The organism is Corynebacterium humireducens NBRC 106098 = DSM 45392 (assembly GCF_000819445.1).
GTDB classification, from domain to species: Bacteria; Actinomycetota; Actinomycetes; order Mycobacteriales; family Mycobacteriaceae; genus Corynebacterium; species Corynebacterium humireducens.
In genome coordinates this window covers 585406-609418 of sequence record NZ_CP005286.1, presented here as the reverse complement: position 1 = coordinate 609418, position 24013 = coordinate 585406, and the positions used below count along the sequence as shown (strand labels likewise).

Below are 24013 nucleotides of genomic sequence, written 5' to 3'. Positions count from 1 at the left end.
AACGCGACACCTGGGGCTGCGTCGGCGGCAGGCTACTCCGCCTGCTGCTGCGCCATCCGCCAGCGGATGCCGGACTCGAGGAAACCGTCGATGTCCCCGTCGAGCACCTTCGACGGGTCGTTGACCTCGTAGTTCGTGCGCAGATCCTTGACCATCTGGTACGGGTGCAGGACGTAGGAGCGCATCTGGTTGCCCCAGGACGCCTGGCCGCCGGCACCGAGGGCGTCCATCTCGGCGCGCTCCTCCTGGCGCTTCTGCTCCAGCAGCTTCGCCTGCAGCACGCGCATCGCGGAGGCCTTGTTCTGGATCTGCGACTTCTCGTTCTGACACGTCACCACGATGCCCGTCGGGATGTGGGTCAGACGGACGGCGGAGTCGGTGGTGTTCACCGACTGTCCACCCGGACCGGAGGAACGGTAGACGTCGACGCGCACGTCGGCATCGGGGATGTCGATGGAGTCGACCTTCTCGACGACCGGCAGCACCTCCACCTCCGCGAACGACGTCTGGCGGCGGCCCTGGTTGTCGAAGGGGCTGATGCGCACCAGGCGGTGCGCGCCCTGCTCGACGGAGAGCTGGCCGTACATGTAGTCGCCGTGGATGACGAAGGTGGCGGACTTGATGCCCGCCTCCTCCGCGTAGGAGATGTCGTAGACGTCGACCTTGTGGCCGTTCTTCTCCGCCCAGCGGGTGTACATGCGCATGAGCATCTCCGCCCAATCGGCGGCGTCGACGCCACCGGCGCCGGAGCGGATGTTGATGAGGGCCTCACGCTGGTCGTAGTCGCCGGAGAGCATGGTCTGCACCTCGAGCGCCTCGATCTGGGCGCGCATGTCGGCGAGCTCCTCGTCGGCGAGTTCGTCGCCCTCGCCCTCCTCCTCCGCCAGTTCGTACATGATGGGCAGGTCCTCGAGTCGCTGGCGCAGGTCGGTGAGCTTGCGCAGCTTGCCCTGCACGGCGGAGAGTTCGGAGGTGACCTGCTGGGCGTGGTCCGGGTCGTCCCACAGACTGGGGTCGGCGGCCTGCTGCTCGAGTTCCCGCACGCGGGCGGACATCTCCTCCGGGTCCATCACCTTCTCGATGGTGGTGAGGGTGGAGTTGAGGTCGTCGAGTGCTGCAGAGAGTTCCGGTCGCATAACCCCCTACTCTACTGTGCCTGCCGACGCCCGCCCGCAGACCCTCAGCCCCTCAACCCACGCGCCTGCGCAGCGCGCCGACGAGCAGCCCCACCAACGCCAGGGATCCACCGGCCCCGAGAAGGAGGAAGATGAGCCCGACCCCCGACTGCCCCGTGTCGTCCTGCGCGAAGGCCCAGACACCCCAGGCCAGGGCGAAACCGCTGGCCGCGCTCCAGCCGACGGGCCCGCCCACGGCGGGGCACCGGACGGCGGCCACCACGGTGAGCAGCACCATGAGGGACCCGGAGAGCACGACCTGCCAGGGCAGGTAGTCCCCGTGCGGACCGAGCGGCCAGCTCATGGTGGCCAGCCACACCACCAGGCCACCGAGGAACGCGATCAGCATGGTCGGCACCGCCCCCGGCTTCCCCCGGTGGGCGATGAGCAGGAAGAGCACCGGCCCGATGACGAGGAGTCCGAGGAGGGTCATGTCCCCCACGATAGGTCCGCCCTCGTCCTGAGGTGTGTCACCGCACGGGGCACAATGGACCGCATGACTCAACAGCACCCTGCCGCCAGCCTCGACGACATGATCGCCGCGATCACCAAGACCTTCGTCATCGCCCATGAACAGGATTCCGATGAGCACCTCGCCCAGGCGCTCGTCTACAACGCCGGCCGCCTGGCCTGGCGTCTGCGTGAGCAGGGTGTGCCCACGGAGCAGAAGACCTCCGTGTCCGACGTGGTCACCATCGCCGACCGCGCGGCGGAGGACTTCATCTCCGGGGCGCTGGCCCAGCTGCGCCCGGAGGACGGCATCCTCGGCGAGGAGGGGGCCGAGCGCACCTCCACCTACGGCCGCCACTGGGTGGTCGACCCGGTCGACGGCACCTACAACTTCGCCTCCGGCTCCGACTACTGGTGCTCCGCCCTGGCCCTGGTCGAGGGGGAGCCGGCGAACCCGGACACGCTCATCCTCGGTGCCGTCCACCGTCCGGCGATGGGCTACACGTGGCTCGGGGGCCCGGAGATTCCCACGACGCGGGACGGACAGGGCGTCGCGAAGCTGCAGGACGTGGACGCCGACCAGCTGTGCCTGGGCACCTACATCCACCCCACCTCCCTGGCGCGGCCGGAGCGGGCGGAGGCGTGGATGCGGGCCGTCGGGAAGGTGGCGACGCTGCGCATGCTCGGTGCCGGCAGCGTGGATCTGGCCTCCGTGGCCGACGGGTCCCTCGGCCTGTGGGTGCAGCACTCCGTCGAGGACTGGGACTGGCTGCCCGGCCTCGCGCTGGTCGCCGGTGCCGGTGGTGAGGGCGTGAAGGTTGAGGCCGGTGGGGTCACGTGGTGCGTGGCCGGCAATTCCCGCGCAGTGGAACAGGTCGCGTCCGCGCTGGTTAGTATGTCTGCATGACCAGTTACACCGATGACCTCGCCCTCGCCCTCGAACTCGCGGACCTCGCCGACTCCCTCACGTTCGACCGCTTCGAGGCCACCGACCTCAACGTCACCTCCAAGCCGGACATGACCCCGGTCTCCGACGCCGACATCGCCTGCGAGGAGGCGCTCCGCGCGAAGCTCGCCGAGGCGCGTCCCGCCGACGCCATCCTCGGCGAGGAGTTCGGCGGCGAGGCCAGCCACGAGGGCCGCCAGTGGGTCATCGACCCGATCGACGGCACGAAGAACTTCGTCCGCGGCGTCCCCGTCTGGGCCACCCTCATCTCCCTGCTCGTCGACGGCGAGCCGGTCGTGGGCGTCATCTCCGCCCCGGCGCTCGCCCGCCGCTGGTACGCCGCCGCCGACTCCGGCGCCTGGCGCACCTTCAACGGCGGCTCCCCGAAGAAGCTCAGCGTCTCCGGCGTCTCCGAGCTTGCCGACGCCTCCCTCTCCTTCTCCTCCCTCTCCGGCTGGCAGGAGCGTGGCCTGCGCGAGCACTTCGTCGGCCTCACCGACGCGACCTGGCGCCTGCGCGGCTACGGTGACTTCCTCTCCTACTGCTTCGTCGCCGAGGGCGCGGTCGACATCGCCGCCGAGCCCGAGGTCTCCCTCTGGGACCTGGCCGCCCTGTCGATCCTGGTCACCGAGGCCGGCGGCCGCTTCTCCTCCCTCGCCGGCGAGGACGGCCCGCACGGCGGCGACGCCGTCGCCACCAACGGCCTGCTTCACGACGCCGCCCTGTCCGCCCTCAACCGCTAGGCCCCGGACACCGAGAAAGGGCCTCGTTCTCCCGGGAGAACGAGGCCCTTTCTCAGTGTCTGCGTGTGCTTCTGTGCAGGTCAGTCCGCCAGGCGGAAGCCGGCGCCGACGCCACCCCGGGCGTCGAGATCCTGCAGGACGGTGTCCATGCTGGTGGAGACGGTCGGCATGAACAGCTGGCCCTGCAGCGGGGTGCGGCAGGAGAAGCGCTGGTCAGAGAGCACGCCACCGGAGATCAGACCGACCATGCGGTCCCCCGCCATGACCGGCGCACCGGAGTCGCCGACCATCGCGCACAGCTGGGAGATGTGGATCTCCGCGTCGGAGGTCCACACGTTGCCGCAGGTGTGACCGGTGGCCACGCCCTGCTTGCACAGGATGTCACCCGGACGGGCCGGGCCACCGATGCTGTTGACGGTCACGCCGTTGTAGCTGCGGGTGATCTGCGTGTTGGAACCCAGCTCGACGACCGAGTAGTCGTGGAGCTTGTTGCTCGTGACCACCGTGCCGGACGCACCGACCTGCCAGGAGTCCGCGGACCACACCTTCTCCCCCGGATCACCACAGTGGCCGGCGGTGATGCCGACCTTCCGGCCCTCAGCGTCGGTGCCGACGACACCGATGGTGCACATCTTCGACTTGCCGACGACAATCGGCGTACCCGGACCGTACAGCGACGCCCCCTGCTCCTGCACAACCATCGACTCCTCCGGGATGCGCGGGGCGTCGAACCAGGACACCGGCACACGGTGGAGTATCCACTCCGAGGAGGGCTTGCCGGCCATGACCTTGGCGATCGGGTCATTGACCCAGCGGTAGTTCTGGTCGAGACCGGCCTGCTCCTCCGGGACCAGCGCCTCACCGTCCGAGTAGGCGGCCCGCTCCCCCGGCAGGGAGGACAGCCCCCGGATGCTCGGCGGCGTGTCGCCGGTGATCTCGGTGGTCTGCTCCTCTGCTGCGGTGGTGTCGGCGGTGTCGGTGTTGTCGGCGGTGACCTCCTCCGCACGCAGCCGCGTGTGGGGCACGTGAGTGACGATGGCGTGGTCGATGGCGTCGGTCACGGCCCTGTCGACGCCCGGCACCTGCACCCCCAGTGCCGCCAGCTGGGCACGCACGCTGTTGACGACATCCGCGGAGTCGACCTCGGTGCCGGTGATCTCGGTGGTGGAGTCCACGACGGAGGAGGTCAGCGGCGTGGTGTCCGACGTCGCGCCCTCCGAGCTGACGGCGCCCACCGCGGGCACCGCGAGCATCACCGCACCCGTCACGATCGCTGCCGTCATGGAGTTCTTAACGCGGGCGTGCCGTCGCATAGGGGTGGGGTCCTCTTCTGGTGGAGCTGCAGGAATACCCTCACATCATGCCACGTCGTTCCCGCGACCGAGCATGGACATGGATGTCGTATCCGAAAGGTTACGCGGAAACCACCGCGCCGCCCCCGGGAACGACGAAACCCTCCCGACCGAAGTCGGGAGGGTTCCGTGGTGAATTGGTAGCGGGGGCAGGATTCGAACCTACGACCTCTGGGTTATGAGCCCAGCGAGCTACCGAGCTGCTCCACCCCGCGATGGGTGCTATTCACTTACACCGTCGCCGTAACGACATGTGTGACTATACCAACCTCCCCACCCGGAACCCAAATCGCCAGTTCAGGACGCTTCCGCGGGACACGGGCGGGCAAGACCAGTGCCCGGGGACAGGCGTGGAGTGCGGGGTCCACCGCAACGACGAGAGGACATGGTCGAGCGGAGACTCGTCTCGAACATGTCCGGCCCCCACGGGCCTCCTCTCGAAGAAGTGAACTCGACCTTGTCCGAGCACCCCGGGAACGACGAAACCCTCCCGACCTAAGTCGGGAGGGTTCCGTGGTGAATTGGTAGCGGGGGCAGGATTCGAACCTACGACCTCTGGGTTATGAGCCCAGCGAGCTACCGAGCTGCTCCACCCCGCGACGGGTGCTATTCACTTTCACCTGGCCACGTTTCCGTAGCAGGTGTTGAACTATACCCACCGCCCGGGGATTCAGGCAAATCCCCAGGCCAGGTGGGTGCTAGTTGGCGGAACGGTACTCGGCCACCGCGCGGTCCAGCTCGTCGAGTGCCTTGCCGTACTCCTCGAAGGAGCCGTCACGGGCGGTCTCGAGCTTGCGCAGCGCCTCGTTGATGCGGTCGATGGCCTCACCCTCGGTGCCGGTGCCGGAGGCCGGCGGGGTCGGGGTCTCCTCCGCCGCGTCCTCGTCCGTGGTGTCCGGGGTCTCCGGCTCGGGGGTCGTCTCGGAGCCGGCGATGTCCTGGGCGGCGCGCGGGTCGATGCCGACCTGGGCGAGCGCCTCGGAGATGGTCGGGGCGTATCCGACGCGGCCCTTGTAGGACACGAGCACACGCAGGAGCTTCGGGAACGCCGACTCCTGGTTCTTGCGCTGCGAGTAGATCGGCTCGGCGTAGAGGATCTCGCCGCCGCCGACCGGCAGGGTCAGCAGGTTGCCGTTGTGCAGCTCGTTGGTGCCCTCCCACAGGGTGCGGTCACGCGCCACCTGGTCGGAGGACATGAGGGCGTCCTGTGCCTGCTTCGGACCCTGGGTCTGGGTGTTGGTCGGCAGGACGCGGACGGTGATCTTGCCGTAGGTCTCCGGGTCGGAGCTGACGGCCATGTGCGCGGAGAGGAACTGGCGGTTGAGGCCACGGAACGGGGTGATCAGCTGGAAGCTGGACTCGTTGGTCTCCGGGTCAGCGGCCACGATGTAGTACGGCGGCTGGTTGAGGTTGGAGCGGCCCTCCGGCGCGGTCGGGTCCTCGGAGACGGACCAGAAGGCGTCGTTGGTGAAGAAGGTGCCCGGGTCGGAGACGTGGTAGCGGGCCAGCAGGTCACGCTGGACCTTGAACAGGTCCTCGGGGTAGCGCAGGTGCTGACGCAGTTCGTCGGAGATCTCGGACTCCGGCTTCACGGTGTTCGGGAAGATGCCCTGCCACGCCTTGAGGACGGGGTCCTCGGTGTCGAACTCGTAGAGCTCGACGGTGCCGTCGTAGGCGTCGACGGTGGCCTTGACCGAGTTGCGGATGTAGCCGACGTTGTCGGTGATGAGCGCGCGGGTCGTGCCATCCGGGTTGAGGGCGTCGACGGTGGTCTCGGTGAGCGAGGTCTGCTCGGTGTACGGCAGGGCACGCAGCGTGGTGTAGCCGTCGACGATCCACTTGACGCGACCGTCGATGACGGCCGGGTAGGTCTTGGAGTCGGTGGTCAGCCACGGGGCGACCTTCTCGACGCGGGACCGCGGGTCACGCTCGAAGATGATCTTCGACTCGCCGTGGACACGGTCGGAGAGGATGAGGTTCATCTCCTGGTAGCGCATGGCGAAGGCGGCACGGTTGAACATGTTGCCGATGTCGACGCCACCCTTGCCGTCGTAGGTGTAGAAGGAGTTGTCGGTGTCGTACTCGACCGGGCCGGAGCCGTCGGAACCGACGATGGCGTAGTCGGCGCCGTCGTTCGAGTTGGCGATGACCGGGCCGTAGTAGATGCGCGGCTGGTCGACCTTGATGCCGAGCTCCTCGGCCTCCTCCGCTGCCTGGCGAGCGGCGTTGGTCTGCAGATCGGAGACGGTGAACACCGGGAAGCCACCGCGGGTGGAACCGGCGTCACGGGCCGCCTCGTCGACGGTGTTGGCCTGCGCGGCGATGAAGCCGTTGCCGTGGGTGTACACGGTGTGGCGGTTGATCCAGTCGCGCTGGTTCTCGCGCAGGGCGTTGGGGTCCATCTCGCGGGCGGCGACGACGAAGTCACGCATCTCACCGTCGACCTCGTAGCGGTCGACGTTGAGGGTCTCCGGGAAGCCGTAGAAGTTACGCAGCTGCTGCATCTGCGTGAACGTCGGGGACAGGATCTCCGGGTCGAGGAGGCGGATGTTGGAGATGGTGGCCTCGTCGGCGGCGACGGCCTCGTCGGAGGCGCCGCCGGCGCCCCAGTCCTCGAGGTAGGTCACCTGTTCGTCGGTCAGGCCGTAGGCGTGACGGGTGGCCTCAATGTTGCGGGAGATGTACTCCGCCTCCTTGGCCACACGGTTCGGCTGGACGGAGAAGCGCTCCATGAGCAGCGGCCAGGCCACGCCGATGACGAAGGAGGACAGCAGCAGCAGGACGACGCCGAGCGCCGGGATGCGCAGGTCCTTGAGCACGATCGCGGAGAAGAACGCCACGGCCACGAAGACCGCGATGATCATGAGGATCATCTTGGCCGGCAGGTGCGCGTGGATGTCGGTGTAGCTGGCGCCGGTGAAGGTCTCCTGGGAGGAGTACAGCAGGGTGTAGCGGTCCAGGAAGTAGGACACCGCCTGCAGCACCATCCACAGGCCGCCGGTGACGGCGAGCTGGATGCGGGCGGCGCGGGAGATGTAGCCCTTGATGCCCATCGCCTGGTTGCCGATGCGGATGCCGCCGAGGAGGTAGTGGCCGATCATCGAGATGATGAACGCGACGACCAGCAGCATGGACAGGGTGTCCACGGTGAGGCGGATCATGGGCAGGTTGAAGGCGTAGAAGCCGAGGTCATGCCCGAACTGGGCGTCCTTCACCCCGAAGTTCCCGCCGTTGAGGAACATCATCACGGTGCGCCAGGTGCCCTGGCCGACGAAGCCGGCGAAGAGGCCCACGACGACGGGGATGCCGATGAGCAGGGCACGGACGGACTTGTCCAGGGCCTGGCGGTACTGGTGGACCGGGGAGTTGAGGTCCATGGTCTCCAGCGTGTCCGGTCTGTTGCGCCACGTGAAGAAGCCGGCCAGCCAGATGATGAAGCCGGCGATCAGGGCGAACGCGAAGAACAGCGCGAAACGGACGAGCAGGACCTTCGTGAACACGCCACGGAAGTCGACTTCGCCGAACCAGAGCCAGTCGGTGTAGAAGCCGATGGCCAGGGGAGCCAGGATGAACAGAGCGGCGACGATGCCGATGATCCAGCTGAGTACCTTGGGTGGTCTGCTGACGGACGGGGAGGGTTGTGAGAGGCCGGTGGCCAAAGTCCTTCTCCTAAATATTTAAGACATACATTTCTGCCGGTGTACTGTCCTTAGCCTAGAGAAGTACACCCCTGTGTGACCAACGAAGGAGGGCCCGTGACTGTTCCCGAAAATACCGCGCAGGCGCTGAACAAGGCCATGATGGAGGCCGTCGAGTTCGTGCACGCCGAGGGCTGGGACGCCGCACCGACCCTGTTCGCGCTCGTGCCCACCCGGCTGCTGGCCGATCAGCTGGCCGATCCGGACGAGGCCGCCCCGCTCACGCTCGTCGTCCAGGACCTGCCCGAACACATCCTCCCGGGCTCCGATGAACTCGGCGACTACCTCTCCCGTCTGGCGTGGCCGGAGCTCGTCGGGGGTGTGGTGCTGGCGCAGGAGATCATGTTCCGCGATTCCGCGGACCCCACGCTTGCCGACGCCCGCCCCGCCCGCCTCTTCTCCGGCGTGCTGCGGGAGGAGGGCGTCGAACTGACGCTCCTCCAGCTGCGTCCCACCGAGGAGGAACTGGAGGAGGGTGGCGCCTTCGCCGAGGACAACATCGAGCTGCGGGGCGGCCCGGACGTCGCCCCCGGGGTGCTCCAGGCGCTGCGCTTCGGACTCGAGCAGGACCCGGATCCGGTCGACTAGACTGGGCCGGAACATCATTCCCCCAAGGAGCCTGAGCCCCGTGCGACTTCACCGCCCTGCCCGCCTCGCCCGCGCCACCGCCGTCGCCTCGGCGGCGTTGCTCAGCGTCGGCCTCGTGGCGTGTTCCTCCGAGGGGGAGGCCCCGGAGCCGTCGGAGACCACGGCATCCCCGACGAGCGCCGCCCCGACCACCACGGCCACCCCCACCACCGTCTCCTCGGCGGCGACCACCACCGAGGAGACCACCTCCGAGGAGACGACCACCCGGGCTCCCCGGGAGACGGGGTCGAAGTCGACGACGGTGTCGTCGACAAGCAGTCGTGGGGTGCCCGCGGACGTCGAGAAGGTCCAGAAGATCTTCGGTTCCGTGGCGCCGGCGTCGCTGTTCCGTCAGTTCGAGGCGTGCAACGACAGCATCGCGAACGCGTGGGAGTGCTCCGGCCCGGAGGTCGGACAGTTCCAGTTCTTCCAGTCGATGTCGAAGGCGGCGTCGACGACGCAGCTCATCACGGAACTGCGCAGCTCGCGTGTCGTGGAGGACACGGGCCGCCGGGTCGTGGGCTGGTCGACGCTGGGGACGACGGCGGTGATCACGGTCGTCGACAATGACGAGGGCCTGGTCATGCAGCAGATGGTCTCCTCCGACCGCGTGGACCCGGAGGAGCGCATCTACGAGCTCGGCCTCGCCGAACGCCCCTCCGAGGAGCCGGAAGAAGCTGAGGAGACCAACGCCTAACCGCAGGTGACGACGTCGCGGCCCGCCCCGAAGTCCTCCATCGCGGTGATCGCCTCGGCGAGGTTGTTCACCTTCGCCACGACGATGTCGCCCTTCTGCCCCTTGAGCGCCCCCGCACAGTTGCCCGCCGGCGCGAGGAAGAGCTCGACGCCGTCCTCGGCCGCCGCCCGCACCTTGTGCTCGATGCCGCCGATCGTGCCCACCGAACCGTCCTCCGCGATGGTGCCCGTGCCCGCGACGGTGCGCCCCGCGTTGAGCTCCCCCGGCGTCAGCTTGTCGATCACCGCCAGCGAGAAGATCATGCCCGCGCTCGGACCGCCGATGTCCTGCAGGTTGTAGGACACCTCGAGCCCGTTGACCGGCTGGGAGTTCATGTAGACGCCGAGCATCGGGACCCTCCCGTCGTGCGGGTTCTCCCCCAGTTCGATGGTCTCGGTGACGGTCCGCCCGTCACGGCGCAGCTCGAGGGTGATGTCGTCGCCCGGCTTCTTCGACCGGACGATCTCCTGCACCTGCCCCGGCTTGTCGACGCCCTGCCCGTCAACCCCCACGATCACGTCACCGCTGAGCAGACGGCCGGTGGCCGCCGACTCCGGGATGGTGTCGGCGACGACGATCTCCACCGGACGGCCCAGATGGTTCATCGCGGCGACGGTGGCCGCGGCCTCCGAGGAGGTGAAGGCCTGCTTGTTGGCCTGCTCCACCTCCTCGGGGCTGAGGTCCGGCGGGAAGACCTGCTCGATGGGAACGAGGGTGTCGTCGGTGGTGAGCCAGCGGCTCAGCGCCTGCGCGAGCGTCATGCCGGAGCGCACGGAGACGGTGGTCATCCGCAGCTCCCCGGCGGTGTCGTCGGACTCCGCCCCGTCGATCTCCACCACCGGGATGCCGTCGACCTCACCGAGGGTGTCGAACATCGGGCCCGGCCCCTCCGCCGCGTACGGGACGGTCAGGGAGATGTCCGTGCCCGGGATGTGGTCCATGGAGACCAGCGCGGCCAGGGCCAGGACCGGTACTCCACCCCACACGAGGGTGCGCATGCGGCGGCTGGCTGGGGTCGATGTCGCGTTCACGAGAGATCAGGGTACCTGTGTTCGCTGTCAGCGTTGCCGACATCATGGCCCGTGGTCCGCGGCGGCCGGTAGATTGGGTGCCATGAACACAGGCGGATTCGGCTTCTCTTTCGGACCAGGCGACGATGACGACGACAAGTCGCGCCGCGACCAGAACCCGTTCGGCGCGTTCGGTTTCGGCGGTGCTGACGGATCGGGCGGGCTGGGCGACATGCTCAGCCAGTTCGGCCAGATGCTCTCGGGCATGGGTTCCTCGATGAACTCCCCCGAGGGCCAGGGACCGGTGAACTACGCCCTCGCGGAGCGGATCGCACGGCAGCAGATCGGACAGGTCACCCCGGTGCGTGACCAGGACCGCACGGCCGTCGAGGAGGCCGCGCGTCTCGCGGACCTGTGGCTCGACGACGCCACCCAGATGCCCACCGCCGGTGGCCGCGTCGTGGCCTGGAACGCCGAGGACTGGCTCACCCAGACCCTGCCCATGTGGAAGCGCCTGGTCAGCCCGGTCGCCGAGCACATGGCCGACGCCCAGCTCGCCTCCCTCCCGGAGGAGGCCCGCGAGATGATGGGCCCGATGCTGCAGATGATGAACCAGATGTCCGGCATGAACTTCGGCATGCAGCTGGGCAACGCCCTCGGTGACCTGGCCAAGCAGGCCCTCACCGGCTCCGACTTCGGCCTGCCGGTCGCCCCGACCGACGTCACCGCCCTCCTGCCGGCGAACATCACCGCCGCGGGCAAGGAGCTCACCGTCGCCGGCCAGGAGCTCATGGTCTACATCGCGGCCCGCGAGTCCGCACGCCAGCGTCTCTACCGCCACGTGCCGTGGCTGGTCGAGCGTCTGGTGTCCTCCGTGGAGGAGTACGCCGCCGGCCTGGTCATCGACACCTCCCACATCGAGGAGGCCACCCGCGAGCTCAACCTCGAGTCCGGGGACCCGGCCGCCATCCAGGACGCGATGCAGCGCCTGCAGGGCATGGACCTCTCCCCGCGGATCTCCTCCCGCAACGCCCAGGCGGTCTCCCGCCTGGAGACGCTGCTGGCCCTCGTCGAGGGTTGGGTCGAGTACGTCGTCGACCGGGCCATGGGTGAGCGCATCCCCTCGACCCCGGTCATGACCGAGGCGTGGCGCCGCCGCCGTGCCACCGGCGGTTCCGCCGAGCAGGCCTTCGCCAAGATCGTCGGCATCGAGTTCGCCGCCCCGAAGGTCGCCGAGGCCGTCGAGCTGTGGCGCCGCGTGGACGTCGCCGTCGGCCAGGAGCGTCGCGACGGGATCTGGGAGCACCCGGACCTCATGCCTTCCGCGGAGCAGCTGGACAACTCCGCCGACTTCATCGACGGCCTGCTCGGCGAGGGCGACTCCGACGAGTTCGACCGCGAGTTCGCGAAGCTCGAGGAGATGCTGCGGGAGCAGGAGGGGAAGGACCCGGAGTCCCCTGAGGACCCGGAGAACCCGGACAACCGGGAGAAGTAGTGCCGTTCCACCCGGCCGAACGGGAGATCCTGCTGGCCGTCCGGTACGTCGGCCCTGCGGTGGTCTCCCGGCTGGAGCAGCTCGGGTACACCAGCCTGGGGGCGCTCGCCGCCGCGGACCCCGCGGACATCCTCGACGGCGGGGCAGCCGCCACCGGCTCGACGTGCTGGCGTAACTCGCCCCAGGCACGGAAGGCCGTGGAAGGTGCCGTGTCCGCGGCACGCGCGCACTCTCACCCGAAACGCTGATAGGCCTCCAGGTAGCCCTTCGCCCGCTCCGCCTGCGGGGCGCGGTCGGCCCACTCCCAGAACTCGGGCCCGTGCCCGGGGATGAAGGTGTGGACGAGTTCGTGGAGGATCACCGCGTCGAGGACGTAGTCCGGCACCTGCTGCAGCCGGTCGGTGATGCGGATCGCCCCGGTGGAGGGCGTGCATGACCCCCAGCGGGTGCGCTGGTTGGACACCCAGCGGATGGAGCCGATGGTGGCGCGGCCGTCGAGAAGCCGGGCGTTGAGGTCCTCGGCCCGGGCCCGCAGCGCCTCGTCGGAGGTGGCCGTGGACATCTGCTTCCGCCGGAGGCGGGCGAGGATGTCGGCGACGGCCTGCTCCTCCTCCGCCTTCGTCATCCGCGCGGGGATACGCACCTCGACGGTGTCGCCGACGAGACGGGCCTGCACGGTGCGGGTGCGGCGGGCGGAACGGATGACCTCAACGGTGGGCATGCCACGGCATTGTATCTGTGGTCAGATGTGTCCATGGGGGAAGGCATCAGCCTGCGACTGGCCGACGGGGCGCACGTCTATCTGCGCGGCCGGGACGCACTGCAGTTCGGTCTGGACGCGACGCGGGCGGGCGTCATCGAGACGTCGCACGCCCCGCTCATCATGGCGACGCTGCTCGGGGCCCGGCGCGCCCGCCCCCGGGAGGCCCTGCTCACCGGCCTGTGCGCGGCGGGGCTGTCCCGTGCCGCGGCAGTGAGCCTGCTCGATGACCTGCTCGCCTACCGCATCCTCGTGCCCCGCCGGGAACACGGCGTCATCCTGCTGGGGCGCGGCCGACTGGCACAGACGCTATCGGAGCTGCTGCACCGTTCGGGCATCGACGTGCGCACCCCGCTCCGGGGCGAGTCCGAGTACGCCTACCTGGCGGCGGCCGAGGTGACCGTCCCGGTGGTGGTCGTGGACCGGCTCGCCCATTCGCGGGCGATGGCGCCGATGCTCACCCGCTTCGCGCGGACGTGGGTGAGCGTGTCGGTGCTCGACCACCGCGGGGTCATCGGTCCGCTGCGTATCGACGACACCGGCCCCTGCCCCCTCTGCGCCGACCTGCACCTCACCGACCGGGACCCCTTCTGGCACCGGGTGGTCACGCAGCTGCCCGGTGGGCCGGTGAGTCCGGTGCCGGCCACGTTGGCGATGGTGGCGGCGCAGGCCACGGCCGTCGTCGCGTCGCTGGTCGACGTCCCCGCCCCGCCCGGGGTGGTGCTCCCCTCCCCCGCGCCGGGCGATCTGCTCACCACCGACCCGTGGGCCGGGGTCTCCCGCGAGGTGCTCGACGTCCACCCGCGGTGCCCGGTGTGCTTCGTCTACGAGCGGAAGGTCTCGAGCACGGCGAGCAGCTGCGCGCCGTAGCGCTGGACCTTGACGGGGCCGACGCCGGGGACGTCGAGAAGCTCGTTGCGGTCGGCGGGCAGTGCCTCGGCCAGCGCCATGAGGGTGGCGTCGGAGAAGACGATGTAGGCAGGGACGCCGGCCTCCCGGGAGGCCTCAGCGCGCCAGGCGCGCAGTGTCTCGAAGATCTCCTCGTCGGCGCCGGAGGGGCAGTCCTCGTGGCGGCCCAGGACCTTCTCCGCCGGGGTGGTCAGTTCCCCGCCGCACACGCGGCAGCGTTTCGGGCGGACCGTGCGGGCCGGGACCTTCTCGATCTCCAGCTCCGGGACCACCCCGTCGAGGAAGCGGGAGCGGGTGCGCGACTTCCGGCCGCCCTCCTGCCGGGCCAGGGACCAGGACAGGTGGAGGTGCTCACGGGCGCGGGTGATGCCGACGTAGAAGAGGCGGCGCTCCTCCTCGATCTGATGCGCACCGGCCTTGATGGCGTGGGAGATGGGCAGGGTGTTCTCGACGAGCCCGACGAGGAACACCGCGTCCCACTCCAGACCCTTCGCCGCGTGGAGGCTGGCCAGGGTCACGCCCTCCATGGTCGGCGGGTGCTTCGACTCGGCACGCTGGCGCAGCGCCTGGAGCACACCCGTCATGTCGAGGTCCGGCTGGGCCCGGACGAGTTCCTCCACGAGGTCGACGAGCGCGACCAGCGACTGCCAGCGCTCGCGGGCCTGCGCGCCCTCCGGCTCCGTGGGGGTCAGCCCCAGCGGGGCGAGGGCGGCGCGGGTGACGGCGACGGGGTCATCGGGCAGGTCGGTGCGCTGCGCGACGCGGACCAGCTCCGAGATCGCCTGCCGGATCTCCGGGCGCGTGAAGAAGCCCTCCCCGCCGCGCACCTGGTGGACGATGCCGGCGTCGGCCAGCGCCTGCTCGAAGACCTGCGACTGGGCGTTGATGCGGTAGAGCACCGCGATCTCACTGGCGGGCACCCCCCGGTTGAGCAGGGTGAGGATCTGCCCGGCGACCTCACGGGCCTCGGTGGGCTCGTCGTCGTAGGCGTTGAAGGTGGGCGCCGGGCCGTCGGGACGCATGCCCTGCAGCTCCAGACGGGTGCCGGCGGCCCGGCCCGTGGCCTGCCCGATGACGGTGTTCGCCAGGTCCGTGATCTGCGGGGTGGAACGGTAGTCACGCTGCAGCTTCACCAGGGTCGCGTTCTCGTACGTCCGCGGGAAGTCGAGGAGGTACCGCGGGGTCGCCCCGGTGAAGGAGTAGATGGTCTGGTTGGCGTCGCCGACGACGGTGAGGTCGTCCCGGTCGCCGAGCCACGCCTGCAGGACCCGCTGCTGCAGCGGGGTCACGTCCTGGTACTCGTCGACGACGAACGTGCGGTACTGCTCCCGGAACTCGTCGGCCACGCCCGGCGCGTTCTCCAGGGCGGCGGCGACGTGGAGGAGCAGGTCGTCGAAGTCGAGGAGCATGCCCTCCTCGGTGGTCTTCGCCGCCTCGTAACGGCGGTACACCTCGGCCACCTTGAGTGCCGGGACGGGCGGGGTGCGGTCGGAGTTCTCGACGCGCTCCGGGTACTGGTCCGGGGTGATGAGGCTGGCCTTCGCCCACTCGATCTCCCCGAGGAGGTCACGCACGTTCTCCGTGGTGGACTCCACGCCCACGCCCCGGGCGGCGCGGCCGACGAGGGGGAACTTGTTGTCCAGCAGACGCCACGGCAGGGATCCGGCGATCTGCGGCCAGAAGTACGACAGCTGCCGACGCGCCGCCGCGTGGAACGTCCGCGCCTGCACCCCGCCGATGCCCATGAGGTGGAGGCGGTGCCGCATCTCCCCGGCGGCCCGCGACGTGAACGTCACGGCCAGTACCCGGTTCGGGCTGACGAAACCGCGGTCGATGAGGTGGGCGATGCGGTAGGTGATGGTGCGGGTCTTACCCGTGCCGGCACCCGCCAGGATGCACACCGGCCCGCGGGGGGCGGTGGCGGCGACACGCTGGTCGTCGTCGAGCTCGGACAGGTCGATCACTGGGTGGTCCTCCTTGCGTTCCTCCACTCGGTGATCATCGCATGTGCGATCGAACCCGGACGGGCCAGGGGTAGATCGTCCAGCTCGGCACGCGCCACCCAGCGGGTCTCGACGAGCTCCCCGTCGGTCTCCCCCACCGGATTCTCGTCGCTGGTCAGGGACGTGAACCCCACCATGAGCGAACTGCTCACCGCCCAGGGCTGACTGCCCCAGTAGCGCACGTCACGCACGCGGCGGCCGGTCTCCTCCCGGACCTCCCGGGCGAAGGCCTCCTCGAGGTTCTCCCCCGGCTCGACGTACCCCGCGATGAGCGACCAGTAGGAGCCCCGGCGTGCGTTCCGACCCAGCAGGATGCGCTGTTCCCCCGCCAGTTCCACCAGACCGATGACCGCCGGGTCCAGGCGCGGGAAGATCCGGCGGCCCGCGCCACCCACCGCCACGACCCCGTCCGCCCCGTAGGACAGCGGGGTCCCGTCGACCGGGTCGAAACCCGACAGCTCCCGGTGCCGCAGCAGGGCGATCGCCCGGGAGATCGTGCGGTCATGCCCGAAGACCCGTGGGTCGGCCACCCGCCCACCGGCGGGCAGCAGGGACTCCAGCTGCTCCCGGCTGACACGCACGGCGTGCAGGTCGGCGGTGACCTGGACGGTCAGGCCGGGGAAAGGGGACGTCGGAAAGCGCAGGGGTGCGCCGTCCTCCGCGACGGGGACCTCACCCGCGGGGCCGATCGGCAGGAACATGTTTCACGTCCTCCCCGGTGACGTGGCGGATGAACAGGAGGCGGTCGCCCGGCTCGACGGTCTCGGCCTCGGGCGAGTCGATGCGGTAGAGCTCGCCGGAGCGGACCAGTCCGAGGGCGATGTCGGCGAGGTGACGCGGGTTGGCGCCGACCTCGTCCTCCGCGATGGGACGTTCCGCGACGGAGAAGCCCTCGTCGGGGCTGAGCAGGTCCTCCATCATCTCCACGACCGAGGGTGTCACGGTGGCCAGACCGAGGAGACGGCCGGCGGTCTCCGAGGAGATGACCACCGAGTCGGCGCCGGACTGCTCCAGCAGGTGCTGGTTCTCGGACTCGCGGACGCTGGCGACGATCATCGCCGACGGCGCGATCTCCCGGACCGACAGCGTGACCAGCACGGCGGTGTCGTCCATGCTCGGGGCGACGACGACGGAACGGGCGCGCGTGACACCGGCGATCTTGAGCACCTCCGCCTTGGTGCCGGAACCGTAGACGGTGACCAGACCCTGATTCTCGGCGCGGGCCAGCGCCTGCTTGTCCGTGTCGACGACGACGATCTGGTTGGCCGGCACGCCGTCGGCGAGCAGCGCCGACACGGCGGAACGCCCCTTGGTGCCGTAGCCGATGACGATGGTGTGGTTGCGCACGGACTTCCTCCAACGCTGGATCTGCAGGGTCTTGCGGGAATTCTCCGTCAGCACCGACAGGGTCGTACCGACGAGGAGGATAACGAAGGCGATTCGGATCGGTGTGATCACCACGATGTTGATCAGTCGCGCGGACTGCGTCACCGGGGTGATGTCGCCGTAACCGGTCGTCGACAGGGACACGGCCGAGTAGTAGAACGCGTCGATGAACGTCAGGTCCTCGGTGTAGCCGTCCTTGTCCAGGTAGACGATGGTCGCCACCAGGAGCAGCAGGAGATAGGCGTAGAGCACACGGCGCCCGATGAGCGCCCACGGGCTCGCCGCCACGGAGCCGGGGATGTTGATGATCCCGAGCAGTGCGTGATCCGGCAGCTTGCTCAGCTCCGTGTCACCGCGGAATCTCGCGCGGATGCGGTTGCGCATGCCCGACTCCTTCCTGTTTCTGCTCCCTGACTCTACTGCCTACGCCTCCTTGTCGACGACCGCCTCCGCCAACATCTGCTCCAGTTCCGCATGACCTGGCAGATCGTGCGGCTCGAGGGTCTCGCCCCAGCCCACGTAGTGGAATGCGGCACGCACGGGGACGTCCTCGCCGATGATCCGGCGCCACGCCTCCCGGTACACCGCCAGCTGGATGATCGCGGCCTTCCGGTCCGGACCGCTCGGCGGCCGGCCGGTCTTCCAGTCGACGATCAGCCAGCCCTCCGGGTCCTGCGGGTCACGGAACACGGCGTCCATGCGTCCGCGCACCACCGACCCGCCGATGGTCACCTCGAAGGGCTGCTCCACGAACTCCGGGGTCCGCTCCGCCCACTCGCTGGCCAGGAAGGACTCCTTGAGCTTCACCAGGTCATCGGCGTCGACGGGCTGTTCGTCCAGGCCCGGCAGCTGATCCTCGTCGAGCAGCGCCGTGGCCCCGAAACGGTCCTCGAGCCACTCGTGGAAGGCCGTGCCGCGCTTGGCGTACTGGTTCGGCCGGAACGGCACGGGACGTCGCTGCCGACGCGCGAACTGCAGCGGATCCGCCCGCAGATTCACCAGGTCCGTGGCGGTGAGCTCACCGGGCAGCGCCACCTCCACGACCGGGGCCTGCGCGGCCTCGTGCTCCTCGATCAGCGCCGTGACCTCCGCCTCCCAGAAGTCGAAGGTCTCGCCCGCCGCAGGGGCGGGCAGCTCCGCCAGGGCCTGACGCACCAGCTCTGCGCCGGCCAGGGCCGCGGGCTGGGGGTCCAGCTGCGGGAACGTGCCGTTCTCCGGCTCCTGCTCCTGCTTCTCGACGTCCGCGTCCGTCTCCCAGGCCACCACGGCGTCGGGCGCGAGCCGGCGGAGGGTCTCCAGGTGCTCGTAGGGCTTGGGGGAACGACCCGCCGGGGAGGCGGTGACGGTGAGTACCCGTTCGGAGCGGGTGATGCCGACGTAGAACAGACGGGCGTTCTCCTCCGCCAGTTCCGCCTTCTTCCCCTCCCTGTACTCGCCGTAGATCCTGGAGAACTGCGACCGGTTCTCCGCCTCGGTCGTGTCGACGTCGTCTGCGTCGGGGATCCTCTGCGACTGGGTGAGGAAGGTCTCCGTGTTACCCGTGAAGGTCGACTGGTCCGCCCGGATGACGCTGACGACGTCCCACTCCAGTCCCTTGGCCTTGTGGACGGTCATGATCTGGACGCACTCGTCCTTCACCGCGGCGTCTCCCGGAGCGAGTCCGTCCTCATGCTCGCGTGCCAGGTCGAAGTAGTCGAGCAGCGCGCCGAGGTTGTCCCCCGGGTAGGCGGCGACCATGTCGAGGAACGCGTCCAGGTTGACGGCACCGGTGGGGCCCGGTCGGGTGAGCACCTCGGTGCGGACGCCGAACACCTCGATGATGTCGGCGAACAGGTCCGGCAGGGACTTGCTGAGGCTGTTCGTACGCAGACGGCGCAGCTGCGAGCTGAGCCGCTTCAGACGGCGCACCCCCTCCTCCGAGTAGCGGCTGAGTTCCCCCAGGTCCGCGACGGCGTCCGTCAGGCCGGAGACCTGCTCCGGAGGTTCGTCGACCAGTGCGGCCAACTGGGCGCGCAGACGGTCCTCCGCCGGCAGGTCAGGGTCGATGTCGTGGCGGGTGTGCCCCTCTCCGCCGGCGGTCAGGTTGCGTGCCCGGTTACGCAGCGCCACCAGGTCGGACAGTCCCAGACCGACCATCGGGCCGGTGAGCACCCGCAGGGCCGCGGGGGAGTCCTGGGGCCGGACGAGCATGGTGGCGACAGCCACGACGTCGGCGATCTCCGGCAGGCTGAGCAGCCCACCGAGACCGAAGATCTCGTAGGGGATGCCCCGGACCTCCAGGGCATGGGCGATGTCGGCGGTGTGCCGGTTCTTGCGCACCAGCACAGCACCGGTGAAGGTCGCCTTCTTCAGCGCCTTCCTCCGCTCCTCCTCGTCCCGGATGGAGGCCGCCGCGGCCTTGGCCTCCTGCTTGGCGTGGAACTCCGCGGCCAGACGGTCGGCGACGAAGTCCATCTCCTCCTCCCTGGTACGGAAGTAGCCGAGGGCCACGTCCCCGGTGGGCGCTCCGGGGCGTGGGTCGAGGGGCTCAACCGCACGGTCGGGGCCGGTACCGAGCAGCTGCCCCGAGATGCCGTTGGCCAGGTCGAGGATCTCCGGGGGGTTGCGCCAGGAGGTGGTGAGCTGCCTCTTCGGGGCCGGAGCACCGTCCGCGGGGAAGTCATTGACGAACTCGCGCAGGTTCTCGGAGGTGGCGCCACGCCAGCCGTAGATGGCCTGCATGGGATCGCCGACCGCCGTGACGGTGATGTCCCTGTCCTCACCGCCGAACAGGCTGGACAGCAAGACGCGCTGGGAATGGGAGGTGTCCTGGTACTCGTCGAGCATGACGACCTTGAAGCGACGACGCTGGGACTCCCCCACCGACGCGTGGGTGGAGGCCAGGCGGGCGGCCACCGACATCTGTTCGTTGAAGGTGGTCACTCCGAGGGAGGCCAGTTCAGCACGCAGTTCGTGGATGAGCGGGAAATGATCGAGGCGCTCGCGCTGCGCCTTGAGCCACGTCTGCTGGTCCTTGGTGAAGTAGTCGGGTGCCTTCTTTCCGTACGGCGGCAGGGACTCGAGCTCCCGGATGAACGCCAGGGTCTCCTCGACGACGTCCTCCTCCTGCGCGACGGCGTTGCCCATCTCGGTGATGAGACCCAGGACGCGTTCGGTGACGGTCTTGACCTGGTTCGTCGAGGAGTGCCTGCCGCGGTAGTCGGAGACGACCCGGTGGGCGATACCGTGCAGCTCAGCGGCGGTGATCATGCGTCCGGCCGGTTCCACAGGCACGAGGAGCCCGTACTCGCGGACCAGCTGGGCGGCGTAGGCGTCGTAGGTGGACACGGTGGGTGCCAGGTGCGCCAGGTCATCGGCCAGCTGGCCGGAGGGGTCGAGCTGGCTGATCTTCGGGATGCCCGCCAGCACGCCGAGGCGGTGCCGGATACGGGCGGCGAGTTCCTGGGCCGCCTTGCGCGTGAACGTCAGACCGAGGATCTGGTCGGGGGTGACGTAGCCGTTGGCCACCAGCCACACGACGCGGGCGGCCATGGTCTCCGTCTTTCCGGCACCCGCGCCGGCGACGACGAGCAGCGGGCCGGGTGGTGCGCCGATGATCGCGGACTGCTGCGGAGTCGGCCGGTGCTCCTGCCCGAGCCAGGCGGAGAGCAGTTCCGGGGTCACCTTGGGTGCGTGGTGGTCAGGCATGGGTGGTCAGCATTCCTTCGGTCTGGATCGGGCAGAGGGCTCGGATGGGGCAGTTGTCGCAGGTGTCGTTGGCCCGGGCGGTGAGCTGCGGACCGGTGAGTTCGCTGAGCAGCGGGGGCAGCAGTGCGGCGAACTCCTCGAGCTCCTCCGCGGACTTCGCTGCCTGTGTGCGGGTGGGGACGCTGACGTTGTCCGCACCCGGGTAGACGAGCACCCCGCCCTCCACCTCCAGCGTCGGGGTGCCGGGTGGTGAGTCGGTGACAGTGCCGTCGATCAGCGCGCCCCGGGTGAGCGCCAGCTGATAGGCCATGAGCTGGGCGTGTTCCTGGACCTTCTCCTGACTCGGGAGGGAGCGGCCCGTCTTCAGGTCGACGATCGTGTGGCGCCCCTCCGGGTCCACGTTGAGCAGGTCCATCCGCCCACGGATACGCACCCCCTCGGCGACGTTCACGTCCACCGGGATCTCGACGCCCACCAGGGAGTGGTTGACCTGCGACGACTCGTACCACTCGCGGGTACGCGACAGCAGACGGGCGAAGTCAAGCCTGGCGGTCTCCTCCCGCCACACGGGGTCATCCTGGATCGCGGCGAAGGCCTCCTCGGTGAGCCGGGCGGCGACCTCCGGGTCCACTCCCCTGCCGAGTGCCTCGAGGAAGTAGTGGGCAAGGTTGCCGCGGGTGAGCGCGACCGGGGACTCCTCCTCGTCGTAGAGCTTGCCCACGACCTCCCGCAGCGGGCACGTCAGCAGTCCCTCGATGCGGGAGGGCGACAGCGCGGTCACCGCCGGCAGGGGCGTGCTTGTCGACGCCTCCGTGGTCGTCCACCACTCCTCCGGTGCGGCGCCGGGGATCCCGGCCGCCGCGAGGCGGGCGAGCTGGCGGGCGGCCTGGGTGCGTTCGTCGGCACGCGCGGACTCGTCGCAGACCACGCGCCGCAGCTCGGCGAGCAGGCCGGGCACGGAGAGCAGCCGCACGTGCAGGGGGTCGTAGTCGGCGGTGTCGTCCGCCGGGTCGACGGCGTGGCGCTGCGCCTCCAGCCCGTGGGTGGTGCAGAACTCCTCGATGAAGCGGGAGGGTTCGGTCGGGTCATCGCCCTCCGGGACGTGGACGGCGGTGATGAGCAGCCGCTCTGTCGCGCGCGAGGCGGCGACGTGGAAGAGGCGGCGTTCCTCCTTGAGGCGTTCGGCGGTGTGGGAGATCGGCAGGTCGGGGTCGATGTCGGAGTCGAGGAGCTCGACGAGTTCCTCCTGGTCGAAGAGCGATCCGGTGGAGCCGAGGGAGGGCCATGCCCCTTCCTGGGCTCCGGCCAGCACGACGTGGCCCCATTCACCGCCGACGGTGCCGTGCGCGGTGAGCAGGGTGACGGCCTCCGGGGTGGCGGTGCGGCGGTCGCGGACGCCGGTGGGCAGCTCCTGTTCCTCGATGTGGGTGAGGAAGCCGCGGACGGAGCCGGTGGGGCGGCGCTCGGCGTAGTCGCCGGCGGCGTCGAAGAGCGACATCATGGCGTCGAGGTCGCGGTCCGCCTGCGAACCGGTGGCACCGCCGCGCAGGGAGGCGGCGAGCAGGTGGTCGGCCAGGCCGGTGGCGGACCACACCGCCCACAGGACCTCCTCCACGTTGCGGCTGCCCAGCGCCGCGCGTCCCGCCTCGAGCACCCCGCGGATGCGGTCGAGGATCGCGCGTTCCCGGTCGGTGAGCAGGTCGCCGAAGTCGGGCAGGGGGGCGTCGGGAAGCAGCAGGCCGCGGAGGGTGTCCATGCCGCGGGTGGCCGGGTCGAAACGCCGCAGACCGCGGATGAGGCGGCGGAGCGTGACCGGATCGGCGCCACCGACGGGGCCGAGGAGCAGGTCCTCCAGGTCGGCGGGCGGGAGTTCCTCGGTGAGTGCACGGACGCCGAGGAGCAGGTTGGCCACGATGCGCTGCTCCGAGAGCACCACGTCCGTCGGGTTGAGGTGGACGGGCACCCCCGCGGCGAGCAGCGCGCGACGCACCGGGGCGATCTGGCCGGTCGACCGCACGATGACGGCGATGTCGGAGTACGGGACGTCCTCCAGCAGGTGCGCGCGCCGGATACGGTCGGCGATCAGGGCGTTCTGCACCGTGGTCGAGTCGACGATGACCACCTCACGCTCCGGGTCGCGGCGGGACTCCGGCAGGACGATCTCCCGGTCGACGGGGAGGTCGGTGAGGAACTCCGGGGACGCACCGCGGAAGCGGAAGATCGACTGCGCCGGGTCACCGCCGACGACCACCAGCTCCGTGCCCGGGATGAGGCGGCGGATGAGTTCGGCGGAGGTCGGGTCGAGGTGCTGGGCGTCGTCGACGACGAGGGTGTGCCAGCGGGAGCTGACGGGCTTCTCCAGCACCGCGCTGACCAGCTCCGATGCGGAGTAGCTGGTGTAGCTCGACGCCGCGGACAGCGCCATCGTCTGCTCGTACTCCCGCAGGAAGTCCCCGGCGGCGCTCCAGATGGGACGGCGGTACTGCTGCCCCAGGCGCTCGAGGTCCTCCGGGGACAGGCCCCGCTCGGCGGCACGCAGCAGGAAGTCACGCAGCTGGCGGGCGAAACCCACGAAGGTGAGGGCGGGACGGTGCTCGGCCGGCCAGGTCCCCCGCCCCTCCTCGGCGTGCCCCCGCAGCAGGTCCCGGATGACGGCGTCCTGCTCCGCGCCGGTGATGAGGCGCACCGGGTCCTCGGAGGCGTCCCGCAGCAGCGCGAAGGCGAGTGAGTGCACCGAACGGACGAGCGGGGCCTCGGAGGCGAAGTCGGTGCCCGCGAGACGGTCCGTGAGCTCCCGGCGGATGAGCGCGCCCGTCTCCTTGGAGGCGGCGACGACGAGGATGCCGGTGGGGTCCACGCCGGCGTCGATACGCGCCAGGACGGTGTCCACCAGCAGGCTGGTGACGCCGGAACCCGCGGGCCCCGTCACCCGCCAGACACCGCTCGTGGGCAGCTCGCCGGGCCAGGTACGGGTGGGCAGATCCCGGTTCCGCGCGACGAGGCGGACCACGGGCTTCGGGGCAGGAGACGTCATGC

General features: G+C 69.8%; 18 protein-coding genes and 2 tRNA genes. 7 read left to right on the top strand and 13 right to left on the bottom strand.

Annotated features, from left to right (window positions below; translation table 11 throughout):
• Positions 1–32 precede the first annotated feature (32 nt).
• Positions 33–1136: a peptide chain release factor 2 gene (gene prfB / locus B842_RS03060; RefSeq protein WP_040085134.1), complete on the bottom strand. Its 1104-nt coding sequence runs from the start codon at positions 1134–1136 to the stop codon at positions 33–35.
• A gap of 52 nt (positions 1137–1188) precedes the next feature.
• The gene (locus B842_RS03055; RefSeq protein WP_052437699.1) at positions 1189–1608 is read right to left on the bottom strand and encodes a hypothetical protein; all 420 of its coding nucleotides are present in this window, start codon (positions 1606–1608) and stop codon (positions 1189–1191) included.
• 54 nt (positions 1609–1662) lie between these two features.
• Here B842_RS03055 and B842_RS03050 point away from each other — a divergent pair, with 54 nt between their 5' ends.
• Both B842_RS03050 and hisN read left to right on the top strand, forming a co-directional pair.
• Entirely contained in the window at positions 1663–2532 is an 870-nt protein-coding gene (locus B842_RS03050) for an inositol monophosphatase family protein (RefSeq protein WP_040085133.1), read from the top strand.
• Positions 2529–3314, top strand: coding sequence for a histidinol-phosphatase (hisN, locus tag B842_RS03045; protein ID WP_040085131.1), 786 nt, complete (start codon positions 2529–2531; stop codon positions 3312–3314). The genes B842_RS03050 and hisN overlap by 4 nt, the downstream gene beginning before the upstream one ends.
• Positions 3315–3394: 80 nt before the next feature.
• Here hisN and B842_RS03040 read toward each other — a convergent pair whose 3' ends face one another.
• From B842_RS03040 to B842_RS03025, 4 genes are all read right to left on the bottom strand, one after another.
• Positions 3395–4597, bottom strand: coding sequence for a S1 family peptidase (locus B842_RS03040; RefSeq protein ID WP_245631384.1), 1203 nt, complete (start codon positions 4595–4597; stop codon positions 3395–3397).
• 207 nt (positions 4598–4804) lie between these two features.
• Positions 4805–4881: transfer RNA gene (locus tag B842_RS03035), tRNA-Met, on the bottom strand.
• A gap of 307 nt (positions 4882–5188) precedes the next feature.
• Positions 5189–5265, bottom strand: a tRNA-Met gene (locus B842_RS03030).
• A 99-nt stretch (positions 5266–5364) separates the two neighbouring features.
• Positions 5365–8325, bottom strand: coding sequence for a UPF0182 family protein (locus B842_RS03025; protein WP_040085128.1), 2961 nt, complete (start codon positions 8323–8325; stop codon positions 5365–5367).
• A gap of 138 nt (positions 8326–8463) precedes the next feature.
• Here B842_RS03025 and B842_RS03020 point away from each other — a divergent pair, with 138 nt between their 5' ends.
• On the top strand, positions 8464–8952 hold the full coding sequence (locus B842_RS03020) for a PPA1309 family protein (protein ID WP_373277301.1): 489 nt from the start codon (positions 8464–8466) through the stop codon (positions 8950–8952).
• Between the two features lie 31 nt (positions 8953–8983).
• Positions 8984–9688 carry a hypothetical protein gene (locus tag B842_RS13365; RefSeq protein WP_373277302.1) on the top strand — a complete coding sequence of 235 codons (705 nt, stop codon included), beginning with the start codon at positions 8984–8986 and terminating at the stop codon, positions 9686–9688.
• Here the strand turns inward: B842_RS13365 and B842_RS03005 are convergent.
• Positions 9685–10725 (bottom strand): YlbL family protein, encoded by a 1041-nt coding sequence (locus tag B842_RS03005; protein WP_040085124.1) that lies wholly within the window; start codon positions 10723–10725, stop codon positions 9685–9687. The two genes, B842_RS13365 and B842_RS03005, sit on opposite strands and share 4 nt — an antisense overlap.
• Positions 10726–10840: 115 nt before the next feature.
• On the opposite strand from B842_RS03005, the gene B842_RS03000 reads away from it, so the two are divergent.
• Positions 10841–12232, top strand: a complete 1392-nt coding sequence (locus B842_RS03000; protein WP_040085122.1) for a zinc-dependent metalloprotease — start codon at positions 10841–10843, stop codon at positions 12230–12232.
• Entirely contained in the window at positions 12232–12480 is a 249-nt protein-coding gene (locus B842_RS02995; protein ID WP_040085121.1) for a Pathogenicity locus, read from the top strand. The genes B842_RS03000 and B842_RS02995 overlap by 1 nt, the downstream gene beginning before the upstream one ends.
• Here B842_RS02995 and B842_RS02990 read toward each other — a convergent pair.
• Positions 12465–12953 (bottom strand): M48 metallopeptidase family protein, encoded by a 489-nt coding sequence (locus B842_RS02990; RefSeq protein WP_040085120.1) that lies wholly within the window; start codon positions 12951–12953, stop codon positions 12465–12467. The two genes, B842_RS02995 and B842_RS02990, sit on opposite strands and share 16 nt — an antisense overlap.
• A gap of 33 nt (positions 12954–12986) precedes the next feature.
• On the opposite strand from B842_RS02990, the gene B842_RS02985 reads away from it, so the two are divergent.
• Positions 12987–13862 carry a hypothetical protein gene (locus tag B842_RS02985; protein ID WP_052437698.1) on the top strand — a complete coding sequence of 292 codons (876 nt, stop codon included), beginning with the start codon at positions 12987–12989 and terminating at the stop codon, positions 13860–13862.
• On the opposite strand, the gene B842_RS02980 is transcribed toward B842_RS02985, so the two are convergent.
• From B842_RS02980 to B842_RS02960, 5 genes are read right to left on the bottom strand one after another with little or no spacing between them, the layout of a single operon-like run.
• Positions 13817–15865, bottom strand: a complete 2049-nt coding sequence (locus B842_RS02980; protein WP_040085119.1) for an ATP-dependent DNA helicase UvrD2 — start codon at positions 15863–15865, stop codon at positions 13817–13819. The two genes, B842_RS02985 and B842_RS02980, sit on opposite strands and share 46 nt — an antisense overlap.
• Positions 15862–16605 carry an NAD(+) diphosphatase gene (locus B842_RS02975; protein WP_040085117.1) on the bottom strand — a complete coding sequence of 248 codons (744 nt, stop codon included), beginning with the start codon at positions 16603–16605 and terminating at the stop codon, positions 15862–15864. Before B842_RS02975 ends, B842_RS02980 begins: the two co-directional genes overlap by 4 nt.
• Entirely contained in the window at positions 16577–17674 is a 1098-nt protein-coding gene (locus tag B842_RS02970) for a potassium channel family protein (protein WP_040085116.1), read from the bottom strand. The genes B842_RS02975 and B842_RS02970 overlap by 29 nt, the downstream gene beginning before the upstream one ends.
• Before the next feature lie 39 nt (positions 17675–17713).
• On the bottom strand, positions 17714–20977 hold the full coding sequence (locus B842_RS02965) for an ATP-dependent helicase (RefSeq protein WP_040085115.1): 3264 nt from the start codon (positions 20975–20977) through the stop codon (positions 17714–17716).
• A complete protein-coding gene (locus tag B842_RS02960) occupies positions 20970–24011 on the bottom strand; it encodes an ATP-dependent helicase (protein WP_040085114.1) in 3042 nt (1013 codons plus the stop codon). Before B842_RS02960 ends, B842_RS02965 begins: the two co-directional genes overlap by 8 nt.
• Positions 24012–24013 lie beyond the last annotated feature (2 nt).

Coding starts and splice junctions, on each gene's coding strand:
- prfB (WP_040085134.1), bottom strand. CDS start 1,136: ATGCGACCGGAACTCTCTGCAGCACTCGACGACCTCAACTCCACCCTC.
- B842_RS03055 (WP_052437699.1), bottom strand. CDS start 1,608: ATGACCCTCCTCGGACTCCTCGTCATCGGGCCGGTGCTCTTCCTGCTC.
- B842_RS03050 (WP_040085133.1), top strand. CDS start 1,663: ATGGACCGCATGACTCAACAGCACCCTGCCGCCAGCCTCGACGACATG.
- hisN (WP_040085131.1), top strand. CDS start 2,529: ATGACCAGTTACACCGATGACCTCGCCCTCGCCCTCGAACTCGCGGAC.
- B842_RS03040 (WP_245631384.1), bottom strand. CDS start 4,597: ATGACGGCAGCGATCGTGACGGGTGCGGTGATGCTCGCGGTGCCCGCG.
- B842_RS03020 (WP_373277301.1), top strand. CDS start 8,464: ATGATGGAGGCCGTCGAGTTCGTGCACGCCGAGGGCTGGGACGCCGCA.
- B842_RS03005 (WP_040085124.1), bottom strand. CDS start 10,725: ATGCGCACCCTCGTGTGGGGTGGAGTACCGGTCCTGGCCCTGGCCGCG.
- B842_RS03000 (WP_040085122.1), top strand. CDS start 10,841: ATGAACACAGGCGGATTCGGCTTCTCTTTCGGACCAGGCGACGATGAC.
- B842_RS02990 (WP_040085120.1), bottom strand. CDS start 12,953: ATGCCCACCGTTGAGGTCATCCGTTCCGCCCGCCGCACCCGCACCGTG.
- B842_RS02985 (WP_052437698.1), top strand. CDS start 12,987: ATGGGGGAAGGCATCAGCCTGCGACTGGCCGACGGGGCGCACGTCTAT.
- B842_RS02975 (WP_040085117.1), bottom strand. CDS start 16,605: ATGTTCCTGCCGATCGGCCCCGCGGGTGAGGTCCCCGTCGCGGAGGAC.
- B842_RS02970 (WP_040085116.1), bottom strand. CDS start 17,674: ATGCGCAACCGCATCCGCGCGAGATTCCGCGGTGACACGGAGCTGAGC.
- B842_RS02965 (WP_040085115.1), bottom strand. CDS start 20,977: ATGCCTGACCACCACGCACCCAAGGTGACCCCGGAACTGCTCTCCGCC.
- B842_RS02960 (WP_040085114.1), bottom strand. CDS start 24,011: ATGACGTCTCCTGCCCCGAAGCCCGTGGTCCGCCTCGTCGCGCGGAAC.